We start from the raw sequence: 15497 nt of genomic DNA, 5'->3' as shown, positions 1-15497 counted from the left end.
GCCCCAGATAACTCATGATTAATACACGTCGTATCCAACCATATCCTCGTAAGTGTCCTCACGGCGAATCAATCGATCTTTACCTTTTTTATCAATCATAACAACGGCAGTACGCGGTCGATTGTTATATACTGTTTGACTTTCGATGGTATAAGCTCCTGCATCAAGGAATGCAATGATATCCCCAACTTGAGTGTCTTTTGGTAATAAGAACTCTTCACCTTTTACACCTACATGGAAATAGTCACCACCATCACATAAAGGTCCAGCAAGTTTAATGTATTGATCATGCTCTTCGGTAATTCTTGACGCATCATACACATAGAAGAACCAATCAAAATGCTGACTATCAGATAACACGCTATAACCTGCGTCAACAAATTTCCATTCAACATGTTCTTCAATGTTACCGTCTAAATCGTAATTTGTTTTACGTTTCTCACAAGCAACTTCGGTTAATAATACAGCAGCTGACCCTGTTACTTTACGACCTGGTTCAATACAAATTTCAACATCGGTACGCCATTTATGTACTTCTCTAATCACTGCATCAGCAAAATCTTGTGCAGTAATACCAGCATACATATTATCCTGTAATGGATTACCATTTTCTTCGTCATATTTATATGGAACTGGAATACCGCCACCAACGTTAATTAAATCCAATTTAATACCAAGGACTTCTTCTAAACGGCGTGACTCATCGACTAATACTTTCGTTGCTTTAGCAAATGGTTCTGATTCTGGTACTTGATCCCCTACGTGCATATGTAAACCACGTAAATGTACATAAGGCATTTCAAGAATACGACGACAGGTTTCTTCCGCTTGTTCTAAGTCAATACCTGATTTAGCATGATATGCCGTAACAAGTTCCGCATGAGTTGCTGATGGTACATTTGGTTCAACTCGCACACAAACATTCGCTACTTTCTTCAATCGACGTGAAATTTCATCAATGATATCGAGTTCATATAAGCTATCAACATTGATAATATAAAGATCATTTTGAATAGCAAATTCTAAATCAACCGGTTTTTTAACCACGCCATTGAAAACGATTTGACTACCTGGAAAACCGATCTCTAGACATTTACGCACTTCAAACATTGAATTTGCTTCAGCATAAATACCTGCATCTTTAATTGCTTTTAGCACACCCATTACAGAACATGTTTTTGACGCATAGAAAATCTTAGTATTTGGATGAGCTTTAAACGAATCTTTGATTTCTTGAATATTACGGTCAATTTCTTTTTCAGAAAATACGTAAAAAGGTGTTGGATATTTCTTTGCTAATTCTTCTAAATTTACGCCATCAAAACATAATTTACCGTTTTGAGCACTGAAACGACGATCTTTGGTTATAAGATCTGAGCGTAATTTGTTATAATTTGACATAATTTTGTCGGACATAAGACCTCCAGTTAATTAGTACATAAAAAGTACATAAGAAAACAAGCAAAATGGCTTTTCACTTGCAATGCAATCAGCATGCCAACTTATAAATTATTAAAAATCAATTTATTATAAAAATAATTACAAAAACAATATTGGTCATATTGTTTAAAACATGTTTTTATGACAAAAATTTGTCACAAATTTATTAATGGTTGAAAGGTATTTAAATTAACGTAAGCTAAACTTAGCTAATAAGCTAAATTAAAAAGGTACTAATATCATGACAATCGATCCTGAATTATTACAATCATTAGAAATATTCAAACATTTTTTTGATTTAATCCATCAGCCAATGGCTATTATCGATAAAGAAGGTAAATACATTTATTATAATCGGGAAAGTGCAGAACTTGATGGTTATCCTATGGAACAAGCCATTGGTAAACCAATGCTTAAAGTTTATCCTAATTTAAGAAAAGAAGATAGTACCATGTTACAAGCTTTACAACAAGGTAAGGAATATCAGGATAATTATCAAAGCTACTATAATCATGTAGGTAAACTTGTTGATTATATGCATACCACCGTACCACTTTATAACAAGCATAAAGATATTATTGGTGCGATCGAAATAGGACGAAATTTATCAACTGTTAGACAATTACAAGATCAAGTATTCAAACTTAATAGTAAGTTATATCAAAATAAAGACCAACCATTACCTGAAATCGTTTTTGTATCACAGAAAATGCAAAAGGTTATTGATCAAACAAATATTTTAGGGGCGAATGATGTGCCAGTTTTAATTGTTGGTGAAACTGGAACGGGTAAAGAGCTTTTTGCTCATTTGATACATCAAACGAGTCACCGCCGTAATAATGCATTTATTTCGTTAAATTGCAGTGCTTTACCAACCACATTGATTGAAAGTACCTTATTTGGGACAGTCAAAGGTGCATTTACTGGTGCTGAAAATCATCCTGGCTATTTAGAACTGGCTAATGGGGGCACACTATTTCTTGACGAACTTAATGCTATGCCACTTGATATGCAAAGCAAATTACTTAGATTTTTACAAGAAAAGACTTACTGGCCATTAGGTGGCAATAAAGAGCAACATGCCGATGTAAGAATTGTTGCCGCCATGAATGAATCGCCAGCAGAGTTATTAAAAACGGGGAAAATGCGAAGTGACCTATTTTATCGATTAAATGTAGGATTAATTAAACTCCCAGCACTTCGGGAAAGGAAAGAAGATATTCCTGTATTAGCTCGATACTTTATTGATAAACATAAAACAGATGTAAATGTTGTGATAACAGGTATTAGTGAACACGCATTACAACAACTCATGTCTGCTCCTTGGCCGGGAAATGTAAGAATGCTTGAAAATGCAATCGTACGTAGTATAGTCTTACAAAATGAACCGGGAGAATTGCAACAAATTATCCTTGACGACGAACTATTTGACATTCACAGCCCTTACCCAGAAAATCAATCTGAAACTAAATTTGAAAAACCAAGTACAAGCATAGTTGCAAGCAATAACAACTTAACCGAACAAGTTGAAAATTATGAAAAACAACTTATTATTGATGCATTAAATCAAGCAAACGGTAAAATTATTGCTGCTGCAAAACTATTAAATATTTCACGGACTACATTACAATATAAGGTAAAAAAATACCATATTCAAATGGGAGTAATAGATAACTAGTCTCTGTTAATCAAAGGCTTGTGCGCAGGCAAATGCACTGCTCCAGGCCCATTGAAAATTATAACCGCCTAACCAACCAGCTACATCAACAACTTCACCAATAAAATAGAGATTCGGATGTGATTTAACCGCCATCGTTTTTGAAGATAACGCATCGGTACTGACTCCTCCTAATGTCACTTCAGCTGTTCGATATCCTTCCGTACCATTTGGCGTTATATACCATTGAGTCAATGTATTATAAAGGTCTTGTTGCTGCTTCGGGTTAAGTTGCTTAACCGTTATGTCTGTTATCAATTTCAATTGTATTAATGCCTCAATCAGCCTTTTAGGTAAAATCTGTGATAAACAATTTTTTAGGGTTTGATTGCGATTTTGTTCAAGTAATGGTTTAAATGTTGATTCAAATGATCTATCTGGTAATAAGTTAATAATGATTGGCTCCCCGGCTTGCCAATAACTAGAAATTTGTAAAATTGCGGGTCCTGATAATCCACGATGGGTGAATAATAAGTTTTCTTTAAAACGGATTCGTTCATTAGATACTTCAACCGGAACAGCAATTCCTGATAACGTGGATAATACTTCTAACAACGGTTTATGTAACGTAAATGGCACCAGTCCCGCTTTTACTGGTACAACAGGGATAGCTAATTTTTCAGCTATTTTGTATCCGATAGAGGTCATGCCAAGTGCTGGCATCGACTGTCCGCCCGTTGCCACAATTAACTGTTCAGTTTCAATACAACCTTGTGAAGTATATAACTTAAATCCTTTATCTACAGACTCAACTTCTTCTAATTGTGTTTGTAGCATAAATTTAACTTGTCCTTTTTGACACTCCTGTACAAGCATATCGACAATATCTTGAGCTGAATTATCACAAAATAACTGACCATGATCTTTTTCATGATAAGCAATCTTATATTCATTAACTAATTGAATAAAATCCCATTGGGAGAATCGTTTTAAAGCAGATTTACAAAAATGCGGATTTTGAGAAATATAATTACTTGCTTCAACAGTGAGATTAGTAAAATTACATTTACCACCACCAGACATTAATATTTTACGGCCAATTTTTTTACCATTATCAATTATAGTGACATCATAGCCTCTTTGTCCTAATAATCCCGCACAAAACAGCCCTGCTGCTCCAGCACCTACAATTGTAATTTTCGTTTGCATATTTAATATACATTACTCAAAGAAAAAGATGACGTATTATAGCAGTATAAATCTTGCGATTCTAACTACCTCAATCTTGAAAAAATTGTGAAAACATTGTCTATTTTGATGCTCATAATTTCCTTTTTACAAACTTTTTTTGATCAAATATTAATTCTGATTATGAAAAAAACGATCGTTTACCAAGATTTTATCCTAATAAAAATTTAATTTTAATAAAAACAGATAATTAAAATCAGATATTAGCTTCATTAATAACTTTAATATAAGTTATTAGAAGATTGACTTATAAGTAATATTTATTTGACCAAAATACTATTTTTCTTTAATTTCTTAGTCATTATGGGATTAAAGCCTATTTTTTCTTAAATTATAAAAGCGATGAATTAGAGGCAATGATATGTTATATAACCAGCATCATGAAAAAGATAACTGCGGATTTGGTCTAATAGCTCATATTGAAGGGCAACCAAGTCATAAAGTGGTGCGTACTGCAATACACGGGCTTGCCCGAATGCAACACCGAGGAGCCATACTATCAGACGGTAAAACTGGTGATGGCTGTGGCCTTTTATTACAAAAACCTGATCGTTTTTTTAGACTAGTTGCACAAGAAGCTGGCTGGCGTTTAGCTACCAATTATGCTGTTGGTATGCTATTTTTAAGTCAAGACGAAAAAGAAGCACAAGCTAGCCGTGATATTGTCGAAGAAGAACTTGCTAATGAAACTTTATCTATTTTAGGTTGGCGTGAAGTACCTATCGATAAAAGTGTTTTAGGCGAAATCGCCTTATCATCACTACCACAAATTGAACAAGTTTTTGTCAATGCCCCTGCTGGATGGACTAAAATTGATTTAGAGCGTCGTTTATATATGGTGCGTCGCCGTATTGAAAAACGAGTACAAGATGATACTTTTTATGTATGCAGTTTTTCAAATCAGGTTAATATCTATAAAGGCCTTTGCATGCCTAAAGATTTACCACGATTTTATTTAGATTTAGCGGATCTGCGTATGGAAACTGCAATTTGTTTATTCCATCAACGATTTTCAACCAATACGGTTCCTCGTTGGCCGCTCGCCCAACCTTTTAGACATCTAGCCCATAATGGTGAAATTAATACCATTGAAGGTAATAGACAATGGGCAAAAGCACGTTCTTATAAATTTAAAACACCATTGATACCCGATCTACAAGATGCCGCACCTTTCGTAAATGTTACGGGTTCGGATTCAAGTTCATTAGATAATATGCTTGAACTATTTTTAGTGGGCGGTATGGATATAGTGCGTGCTATGCGCCTACTTGTGCCACCTGCATGGCAAAATAATCCTGACATGAACGAAGACCTACGTGCCTTTTTTGATTTTAATTCAATGCATATGGAACCATGGGATGGCCCAGCAGGTATTGTTATGTCTGACGGACGTTACGCAGCCTGTAATTTAGACCGTAATGGTTTGCGCCCTGCTCGTTATGTCATTACCACCGATAAACTCATTACCTGCGCGTCAGAAATTGGTATTTGGGATTATCAACCTGACGAAGTTGTCGCTAAAGGACGCGTTGGCCCAGGCGAACTGATGGTAATTGATACTGAAGAAGGCCGTATTTTACAATCATCAGAAACTGATAACGATCTACAAAAACGTCATCCATATAAAGAATGGATGGCTAAAAACGTGAAGCGACTTATTCCTCTTGAAGATTTACCCGATGAAAATATTGGTTCACGCACCTATGATGATGTATTACTTGCTACCTATCAAAAACAATTTGGTTATAGTAGTGAAGAACTTGAACAATGTATCCGAGTTTTAGGTGAAAACGGTCAAGAAGCCACTGGCTCGATGGGAGATGATACGCCATTTGCGGTACTATCAAGCAGACCACGCCTGATTTATGATTACTTCAGACAAAAATTTGCCCAAGTCACAAATCCTCCAATCGATCCATTGCGTGAAGCGCACGTAATGTCACTTTCTACCAGCATTGGACGTGAAATGAATGTTTTTGCTGAAGCAGAAGGACAAGCGCATCGTGTGGCATTTAAATATCCGGTTTTAGTTCATTCAGATCTTGAGCAGTTAATCGCCTTAGAGTCTCGCTACTATAAATCTGAAAAACTTGATATGACTTATGATATTGACGGCAGTTTGCGCGATGCAATTGAACAGTTATGTGGTGATGCTGAAGCAAAAGTACGTAATGGTACAGTATTACTAATTCTATCAGATAAAAATATCGCAGCTGATCGCTTACCTATTCCTGCACCTATGGCGTTAGGTGCAGTACAGCAACGCTTAGTTGAAAAGAATTTACGTTGTGATGCAAATATTATTGTAGAAACAGGTAGTTGTCGTGACCCACATCAATTTGCCGTACTTATCGGTTTTGGTGCTACAGCCATTTATCCTTATTTAGCGTACGAAACTTTAGCAAAAATGGTCGATAATGGCACCATTAATAAATCCTACCGCGAAGCTATTTTGAATTATCGTAATGGGATTAATAAAGGTTTATATAAAATCATGTCTAAAATGGGCATCTCAACCGTTGCCTCTTATCGATGTTCAAAACTTTTTGAAGCAGTCGGATTACATAAAGATGTGGTTGATCTCTGCTTCCAAGGGGTCACTAGTCGTATCAGTGGCGCTAATTTTGATGATTTTGCTCAAGACCAATTTAACTTATCCAAAAGTGCTTGGTTACGTCGTAAACCATTAGATCAAGGTGGATTACTTAAATTTGTTTATGGTGGCGAATATCATGCTTATAATCCCGATGTTGTACAATCATTACAACTGGCTGTCAATAATGGCAACTATGAAGATTATAAACGTTATGCAGATATCGTTAATAATCGACCTGTTGCTACATTGCGTGATTTATTAAAACTTAATCCACCTGAAAATGGGGCTATTGCACTTGATGAAGTTGAACCTGAAGAATCATTGTTTAAACGTTTCGACTCGGCAGCAATGTCAATTGGCGCACTTAGCCCAGAAGCGCATGAATCACTTGCAACAGCAATGAATACTTTAGGGGGTTATTCAAATTCTGGCGAGGGAGGAGAAGATCCCGCGCGCTATAACACCATCAAAGTTTCTCGTATTAAACAAGTGGCATCAGGCCGTTTTGGGGTAACACCGGGTTATTTAATGAGTGCAGATGTCATTCAAATTAAAGTGGCTCAAGGTGCTAAACCAGGTGAAGGTGGTCAACTACCGGGTGATAAAGTCACACCTTATATTGCTAAATTACGTTTTTCAGTCCCTGGCGTAACCCTAATTTCGCCACCGCCTCATCACGATATTTACTCTATTGAGGATTTAGCTCAGCTAATTTTCGATTTAAAACAGATTAACCCAAATGCAATGATTTCAGTTAAATTGGTTTCAGAGCCAGGCGTAGGAACCATTGCGACTGGTGTGGCTAAAGCTTATGCCGATTTAATCACTATTTCAGGTTATGACGGCGGAACAGGAGCGAGTCCATTAACATCCGTTAAATATGCGGGTTCACCATGGGAGCTGGGACTTGTTGAAACCCAACAATCTTTAGTTGCAAACGGATTACGTCACAAAATACGTTTACAAGTTGATGGTGGATTAAAAACGGGTACAGATATTGTAAAAGCCGCCATTTTAGGTGCTGAAAGCTTTGGTTTTGGTACAGGACCAATGGTTGCCTTAGGTTGTAAATACTTGCGTATTTGTCATCTTAATAATTGTGCAACAGGTGTTGCTACCCAAGATGAAAAATTACGGAGTGAGCATTATCATGGTTTACCGGAAAAAGCCATGAATTATTTCCGCTTTATTGCACGTAATACCCGAGAAGTTATGGCCGAGCTCGGTGTAAGTCGTATTGTTGATTTAATCGGACGGACAGATCTTCTTTTAGAACTGGACGGTATTACCGCTAAACAACAAAAACTGGATTTATCAAGTCTGCTCGAAACAGCAACGCCACATGAAGGTAAACCTGTTTACTGCATTGAAGATAATAAACCATTTGATAAAGGTGTGCTTAATAAAGAGATCATCACACAAACCCAACAGTTTGTTGATGCGCGCCAAAGTAAAAGTTTCTACTTTGATATTCAAAACACAGACCGTTCTGTGGGCACTAGTCTATCGGGCTATATTGCCAAAAAATATGGTGATCAAGGTTTAGTATCAGAACCAATTTCATTAAACTTCAACGGCACAGCCGGTCAAAGTTTTGGTGTATGGAATGCTGGTGGCGTAGATTTAACCCTAACAGGTGATGCTAACGACTATGTTGGGAAAGGTATGGCAGGCGGCCGCATTGTTATTCGTCCACCTCAAGGCTCAGCGTTTTTAAGTCATGAAGCAACTATTGCCGGAAATACCTGTCTCTATGGTGCAACTGGAGGTAAATTATACGCAGCAGGTCGTGCTGGCGAACGTTTTGCTGTACGTAATTCTGGTGCCATCAGTGTGGTTGAGGGCATTGGTGATAACGGTTGTGAATACATGACTGGCGGTATTGTTTGTGTTTTAGGTAAAACCGGTGTTAACTTTGGTGCAGGAATGACGGGGGGTTTTGCTTATATCTTAGATATTGATGGTGATTTTGATAAACGCATTAATAAAGAATTAGTTGAAATGTTAAATGTTGCTGATTACCCAATTCATGAAGAACATCTTCGTGGCTTAATCATGGAACATTCTCAACTGACCAACTCATCTCGTGCGGAAGAAATCTTAGCTAATTGGCAAGAATTTGCTAAACAATTTGTATTAGTTAAACCGAAATCCAGCGATGTAAAAGCACTACTTGGGCATCGTAGTCGTTCATCAGCAGAACTACGCGTTCAGGCACAGTAAGGAGAACACGAAATGAGTCAAAATGTTTATCAGTTTATCGATTTACAACGTGTTGATCCGCCTAAAAAATCGCTAAACATCCGTAAAATAGAATTTGTTGAAATTTATGAAGGCTTTTCAGCTTCGCAGTCTCAAGCGCAAGCTGATCGTTGCTTAGCATGTGGTAATCCATATTGTGAGTGGCGATGCCCTGTACATAACTATATTCCTAATTGGCTAAAATTAGTTAATGAAGGCAAAATTTTAGAAGCGGTTGAACTATCTCACCAAACGAATAGTTTACCTGAAGTTTGTGGACGCGTTTGCCCGCAAGACAGGCTTTGTGAAGGTTCTTGTACTCTTAATGCAGAATTTGGTGCAGTTACCATTGGTAATATTGAACGTTATATCACTGATGAAGCATTCAAAATGGGATGGAAACCGAATCTATCAAATGTCGAAAAAACTGGATTAAAAGTGGCGATTATTGGTGCTGGTCCAGCAGGTCTTGCTTGCGCTGATGTCTTAGTACGTAATGGGGTTACGCCAGTGGTTTTCGATCGTCATCCTGAAATTGGTGGGTTGTTAACGTTTGGTATTCCGGCCTTTAAATTAGATAAAGAAGTATTAATTAACCGTCGTCGTATTTTTACCGAAATGGGCGTTGAATTCAGATTAAACACCGAAGTTGGCAAAACGATACAACTGGCTGATTTACTCAATGAATTTGCAGCGGTCTTTATTGGCACAGGTACATATCAATCTATGCGTGCAGGGCTTGAAAATGAAGATGCAAATGGTGTCTATGATGCATTACCATTTTTGATTGCTAATACTAAGCATATTATGAAACATGAGCAAACACAAGATACACCATATGTTGATATGAAAAATAAACGTGTTGTCGTATTAGGTGGTGGTGATACCGCCATGGATTGTGTGCGAACATCTATTCGTCAAGGTGCAACCGAAGTAACATGCGCTTATCGTCGTGATGAAGCCAATATGCCAGGCTCTAAACGTGAAGTTAAAAATGCCAAAGAAGAAGGCGTACAATTCCAATTTAATGTGCAACCGCTTAGCATTGAAATCAATAAAACAGGACAAGTGACAGGTGTAAAAATGGTAAGAACTGAGCTTGGTGAGCCCGATGCCAAAGGTCGTCGATCACCGGTGGTTATCGAAGGTTCTGAATTTGTTCTTCCTGCCGATGCTGTCGTTATGGCATTTGGATTTAAACCACATGCAATGCCGTGGCTAGCCGAGCATGGTGTTGATTTTGACGATAAAGGACGAATAATCGCACCTGAAATAAAAGGTTATCAAACAACCAATTCCAAAATCTTTGCGGGTGGCGATGCGGTTCGTGGCTCTGATTTAGTTGTAACGGCAATTAGCGAAGGCCGTAAGGCTGCAGCAGGTATCTTGGATTATTTAGAAGTATAATTGCTAGTTTTTTATCAAAAAATAAAACCCGCTTTATATAAGCGGGTTTTTAATTATAGATAAATTCATTTCAGCAATAGTCTATCCAATAATGAATAATGTAAAAAATTAAGCCAATTCTGCATCTACTATTGGTTGTTCATTTCCATATTCATCAATTAAAAAAATTGATACCCAATCAACACCATCGCAGAGTAGCTGTTGCCACGTGATTTTACGCTCATCAATTAAGTTCACATTGCCATTTTCATCAAAGTCATAAAGTTCTTTCTCAGAATCATAGTCAATACTGTAGCCAAATGTTAATTTTATTTTTGACGCAGGCACATTAAGTTTTTCAAGTGTTCTATTGTTCTTCTCTTCATTAGAGTGATTATCACAAAACATTGCGTTATATCCATGCACCGTTTCATCAAATAGCAATATTTCTTCTTTACTATTAATGGATTTTGCCACAATTTTAATATTGGAAAAAGTTGGCTCTAAACCAGTAATATAGCCATTTTCTAATTCACCATAATAGTAAATTTCAAACCATTGTTCTTTATTAGATGATTGGATAAAAAAAGATGTTTCTCCGTCAAACTCATCTTCAATAATGTTTATAGCGTATTGTGTTAAATGGGATGGTATTTTCATGTTAATTCGTCTTATCTATGTAAACGATATGGTTCGTCCATCGCAACAAAAGATTGTTCTTGTAATGCATCATTTATCCAATCTTTAATGCCTTTGGTATTACAAATAGTATCAATATAGTTGTTAAGAATCGGGCTGGTTGCTATATGATAATTTTTTAATCTTAGGCATAAAGGGGCATAAAAGCCATCGGCTATACTAAAATCGCCAAACAAATAGTTACAATTTGATTTTTTCGAGGTTAATAACGAGGATAGCAAATCATCTAAAAACATGATTTCTTTTTTTACCTCTAAATGGTCTCGTAATATTATTTGCCCTATTTGAGGAAACTCAGCTTCAATATTCATCGGCAAATAAGTTCGAATAGCTTGAAATCCAGAATGCATTTTAGCGACTAAACTTCGAGCAATTGCTCTTTTTTTGGGGTCAGCCGGCCATAAAGCTAGGTCGTGATGCTTTTCAGCCAAATATTCACAAATAGCTAAAGAGTCACTTATCACTAAATCTTCATCAATTAGGATAGGTACAGTGCCGTATTTTGAAACAGAGCACATTGTCCTTTTAAACAAAGAATCATCATTAAAACTATCAAATTTAACAAGCTTTTCGTTAAAAGGAATATCAAAATATTTCATCACAACCCAAGGACGCATAGACCATGTTGAGTAGTTTTTATTGCCAATATAAAGTGTATAATTCATATTCAACATCCCTTTTAACAAAATTAATTAAATTCGAAAAACTTGTTCGATAACCAACTTTTTTAAATAATATTTATTCCAAATGTTATTTATAAATAAACTAAATTGGTACCTTTTTCTGGTTGAAAAACAGCTTTTCCAAATTCATCCAGAAAATAAGCAATGTGATCCGATTTATCGCCTAATAAACGACCTTTAACTTTATTCCACGTTAATAATGCTATCGTTGAATCAGGTTCACAGCAAATTAACATAGGTTGTTGAAGTTCATCATTCCAATAGAACTGACCACCATATAATTTATGCGCAGTTAATAACAGATAACAGCCATATTCTTGCGATATCATATTCAGTTGTTCTTCTGGCAGACCGAAACTTTTATCAGCCATTTCGCCAATGATCATCTCAACGACGGTAATGCTTTTTTCGGAGTAATCGAGTTGATTAATACTCCAAGTTGGACTGTGTAAAATAGCATTTTGTGCCCATGCTTCGATTTCTTGATACAATTCATTTTTTTGTTCAGTCATTTTGATTCACTTTAAACGTTTATTATCTTGTTCTAACTGCTTAACACTTTGCCATGCATCTTCCATTTCTTCAAGTGTTGCATCGGGTAAAGCACGATCTTTTTGTTTGAGTATTGATTCTACTTGCTTAAAACGCCGTTCGAATTTTTTATTAGCTTGTTGTAAACAGAGTTCTGACTTTACCTTTAAATGTCTGGCTAAGTTAACAGTAGCAAAAAACAGATCACCAAGCTCTTCTTCAATTTTTTGATGATCGCGTTCAGTTCGATTGAGCTCTTGCTCTACTTCGCCAATTTCTTCTTTTACTTTATCTAATACAGGTTGTAATTCATTCCAATCAAATCCAACTGATGCACAACGTTTTTGGATTTTTTCGGCTTTCATTAAAGCTGGGATAGAATTGGGTATATCATCTAATATTGAATATTGTGCTCGTTTATCACGTTCTTGTTGTTTTAATTGTTCCCAATTAGGTTTTTTTTCCGTTTTATCGGTAAAGATATGGGGATGACGACTGACTAACTTATCGGCAACCGCATTACAAATATCATCAAAATTGAACTCCCCTTGATCATTAGCTAAATCAGCGTAAAAAATGATTTGAAATAATAAGTCGCCCAATTCATTTTTTAGTTCTTGCATATTTTGATGATCAATGGCATCTAAGACTTCATAGGTTTCTTCTAAAGTATAACTTTTTAAAGATGCGAAAGTTTGTACTCTATCCCATTCACAACCATCAATAGGATCACGAAGTTGCTTAGTAATAGCTTGTAGGCGTTTTAGTCCATTCACGATACCGACACCTCTAGGATTTTAACAATGATCGCATATTGTAAAGCTTTTAAGTCAAAAGCGGTTATTATTTTACACTCGAATTAACACAAATTTTTAATATAACGAGTAAAAATTTTATCGAAAATTATAATAAAAAGTATAAATATTCTGTTATTGATAGAACTTCTAGTCGATAAAAGCGAATTAAGTATATAATAGCTTCTTATCAAATTAACCTAATGACATAATATGAATAATTTACGAGAACTTACATTAAGAGGCACTATTTTAGGTGCTTTTATAACTGTCATTTTTACTGCATCGAATGTCTATCTTGGCTTAAAAGTCGGATTAACATTCTCATCGGCTATACCTGCCGCAGTAATTTCAATGGCAATACTGAGGCTGTTTTCAGGATCGACAATCTTAGAAAATAATATGGTGCAAACCCAAGCTTCTGCTGCGGGCACATTATCTTCAATTATATTTGTTTTACCTGGCTTATTAATGATTGGGTATTGGCAAAGTTTTCCATTTTGGTTAACACTTGCAATTTGCGCCGCTGGTGGAATGCTAGGAGTGCTATTTTCAATCCCGTTGCGTCACGTTATGGTAGTCAAAAGTAATTTACCCTATCCAGAAGGTGTTGCTGCTGCCGAAATATTAAAAGCTGGCTCAAAGACTGAAGGAAATGACGCTAATGATGGACTAAAAGATATTTTATTTGGTGGTGTGGTAGCCTCCATTGTGAGTTTATTTACTAATGGTTTTAGAATTTTGTCAGACAGCACCGCTTATTGGTTTACTGCTGGTAAATCCATTTTTCAACTACCGATGGGCTTTTCGTTAGCGCTTTTGAGTGCTGGTTACTTGATAGGTATTATGTCAGGTATAGCGGTTTTAATTGGAACAATTATTGCTTGGCTATTTGGCATTCCAATTTTAAGTCTAATTAGTGATTATGATTCAAGTCAACCTTTATCACAAATTGCTATGGGATTTTGGGCTAAAGATATTCGCTTTATTGGTGCGGGTACTATTGCTATCGCAGCTATTTGGACACTACTTACTTTAATCAAACCAGTAATCGAAGGATTAAAAATTTCATTCAAAACCATGCGCTCTGATGTATCAGCGAGCGATATTGCCCCAACAGATCAAGACTTATCACCTAAAACGATATTCTTAATCATGGCAGGCATGTTGATGATTCTACTTATCACCTTTTATGCGTTTATTGCTGATAGTGGATTATCATTAGGCGTAGCATGGTCATTAGTCATATGTGCGGTTCTATTTGCATTTATTATGGGCTTTTTAGTAGCTGCTGCTTGTGGTTATATGGCAGGATTAGTTGGATCCTCCGCGAGCCCAATCTCAGGCATTGCGATTGTGGCTGCTATTGTTATTTCACTTATCTTACTTGGTTTAGGCGAAATCAATGGCATGTTGGACTCTATAGAAGGTACTAATTTTGCAACAGCTCTTGCGCTATTTACCACCAGTGCTGTTTTAGCCGTGGCATGTATTTCTAATGATAACCTGCAAGATCTAAAAACGGGTTATTTAGTCCAAGCTACACCATGGAAACAGCAAGTCGCATTATTAATCGGTTGTATTGTTGGCGCTATTGTCATTGCCCCTATCTTAGAAATTTTATACAACGCTTATGGCTTCACTGGTGCGGTTCCTCGTCCAGATATGGATCAATCACAAGTATTAGCAGCACCACAAGCAACTCTTATGACGACCATTGCTAAAGGTATTTTTTCACATAATCTTGATTGGACCATGATCTTAATCGGCTTAGTGGTTGGTGCGGTTATTATTATTATTGACTTAGTTTTAGCTGCTAATAACTCTAAATTTAGATTGCCTGCTCTTGCTGTTGGTTTAGGTATTTATTTACCGCCAAGCATTACTATGCCTATCTTCGTGGGAACAGTATTATCGTGGATTATAAAACGTAATGCTTATGCAAAAGCAACAACGCTTAAATTGAATCCCGAAGAAGAGTATAAAAAAGTCGATCGAAAAGCTGCATTAATTGCTTCAGGTCTGATTGTTGGTGAGAGCTTAGTTGGGGTAATTTTAGCTGTTGTAATTGTAATTAGCATTGCTAGTGGTGGTAGTGATGCTCCACTTGCCATACCAACTGATTTAGGGGTATTACCTCAATATTTAGGACTTTTGGTTTTCGTGACCATTTGTGTATTATTTATTCGTCGAGCATTATCAGTGCTTAAACGATAATTCTA

At 36.4% G+C, this 15497-nt stretch carries 10 protein-coding genes; 4 read left to right on the top strand and 6 right to left on the bottom strand.

What is annotated here, in order from left to right; genetic code table 11:
* Window positions 1–18 precede the first annotated feature (18 nt).
* Window positions 19–1416, bottom strand: coding sequence for a diaminopimelate decarboxylase (gene lysA / locus H3T96_RS00110; RefSeq protein WP_086326357.1), 1398 nt, complete (start codon window positions 1414–1416; stop codon window positions 19–21).
* Window positions 1417–1678: 262 nt separating this feature from the next.
* Here lysA and H3T96_RS00105 point away from each other — a divergent pair, with 262 nt between their 5' ends.
* A complete protein-coding gene (locus H3T96_RS00105; RefSeq protein WP_025314635.1) occupies window positions 1679–3118 on the top strand; it encodes a sigma-54-dependent Fis family transcriptional regulator in 1440 nt (479 codons plus the stop codon).
* 6 nt (window positions 3119–3124) lie between these two features.
* Here the strand turns inward: H3T96_RS00105 and H3T96_RS00100 are convergent, their stop codons facing one another.
* Window positions 3125–4306: an NAD(P)/FAD-dependent oxidoreductase gene (locus H3T96_RS00100; protein WP_144091266.1), complete on the bottom strand. Its 1182-nt coding sequence runs from the start codon at window positions 4304–4306 to the stop codon at window positions 3125–3127.
* Window positions 4307–4706: 400 nt separating this feature from the next.
* On the opposite strand from H3T96_RS00100, the gene gltB reads away from it, so the two are divergent.
* Both gltB and H3T96_RS00090 read left to right on the top strand, forming a co-directional pair.
* A complete protein-coding gene (gene gltB / locus H3T96_RS00095; RefSeq protein WP_144091265.1) occupies window positions 4707–9164 on the top strand; it encodes a glutamate synthase large subunit in 4458 nt (1485 codons plus the stop codon).
* A gap of 12 nt (window positions 9165–9176) precedes the next feature.
* Window positions 9177–10589 carry an FAD-dependent oxidoreductase gene (locus H3T96_RS00090; protein WP_065738466.1) on the top strand — a complete coding sequence of 471 codons (1413 nt, stop codon included), beginning with the start codon at window positions 9177–9179 and terminating at the stop codon, window positions 10587–10589.
* A 108-nt stretch (window positions 10590–10697) separates the two neighbouring features.
* Here the strand turns inward: H3T96_RS00090 and H3T96_RS00085 are convergent, their stop codons facing one another.
* The 4 genes from H3T96_RS00085 to mazG all read right to left on the bottom strand — a co-directional run bounded on the left by H3T96_RS00085 (window position 10698) and on the right by mazG (window position 13257).
* Complete coding sequence (locus H3T96_RS00085; protein ID WP_144091264.1) at window positions 10698–11228, bottom strand: hypothetical protein; 531 nt, start codon at window positions 11226–11228, stop codon at window positions 10698–10700.
* Between the two features lie 11 nt (window positions 11229–11239).
* Window positions 11240–11932: a glutathione S-transferase gene (locus H3T96_RS00080; RefSeq protein WP_144091263.1), complete on the bottom strand. Its 693-nt coding sequence runs from the start codon at window positions 11930–11932 to the stop codon at window positions 11240–11242.
* An 89-nt stretch (window positions 11933–12021) separates the two neighbouring features.
* Complete coding sequence (locus H3T96_RS00075; protein WP_086308743.1) at window positions 12022–12462, bottom strand: hypothetical protein; 441 nt, start codon at window positions 12460–12462, stop codon at window positions 12022–12024.
* Between the two features lie 6 nt (window positions 12463–12468).
* Window positions 12469–13257, bottom strand: a complete 789-nt coding sequence (mazG, locus tag H3T96_RS00070; protein ID WP_086326258.1) for a nucleoside triphosphate pyrophosphohydrolase — start codon at window positions 13255–13257, stop codon at window positions 12469–12471.
* 231 nt (window positions 13258–13488) lie between these two features.
* On the opposite strand from mazG, the gene H3T96_RS00065 reads away from it, so the two are divergent.
* Window positions 13489–15492, top strand: a complete 2004-nt coding sequence (locus H3T96_RS00065; RefSeq protein ID WP_144091262.1) for an OPT family oligopeptide transporter — start codon at window positions 13489–13491, stop codon at window positions 15490–15492.
* Window positions 15493–15497: the final 5 nt, after the last annotated feature.

This window comes from Gilliamella sp. W8136, from assembly GCF_016101285.1.
Lineage (GTDB): Bacteria > Pseudomonadota > Gammaproteobacteria > Enterobacterales > Orbaceae > Gilliamella > Gilliamella apicola_N.
The sequence above is the reverse complement of the archived record's forward strand: the minus strand, read 5'-3'. Positions and strand labels throughout refer to the sequence as shown.

Bases quoted from the DNA above. Each gene is read 5' to 3' on its own strand.
- lysA (WP_086326357.1), bottom strand. From the start codon at position 1,416: ATGTCCGACAAAATTATGTCAAATTATAACAAATTACGCTCAGATCTT.
- H3T96_RS00100 (WP_144091266.1), bottom strand. From the start codon at position 4,306: ATGCAAACGAAAATTACAATTGTAGGTGCTGGAGCAGCAGGGCTGTTT.
- gltB (WP_144091265.1), top strand. From the start codon at position 4,707: ATGTTATATAACCAGCATCATGAAAAAGATAACTGCGGATTTGGTCTA.
- H3T96_RS00090 (WP_065738466.1), top strand. From the start codon at position 9,177: ATGAGTCAAAATGTTTATCAGTTTATCGATTTACAACGTGTTGATCCG.
- H3T96_RS00085 (WP_144091264.1), bottom strand. From the start codon at position 11,228: ATGAAAATACCATCCCATTTAACACAATACGCTATAAACATTATTGAA.
- H3T96_RS00080 (WP_144091263.1), bottom strand. From the start codon at position 11,932: ATGAATTATACACTTTATATTGGCAATAAAAACTACTCAACATGGTCT.
- H3T96_RS00075 (WP_086308743.1), bottom strand. From the start codon at position 12,462: ATGACTGAACAAAAAAATGAATTGTATCAAGAAATCGAAGCATGGGCA.
- H3T96_RS00065 (WP_144091262.1), top strand. From the start codon at position 13,489: ATGAATAATTTACGAGAACTTACATTAAGAGGCACTATTTTAGGTGCT.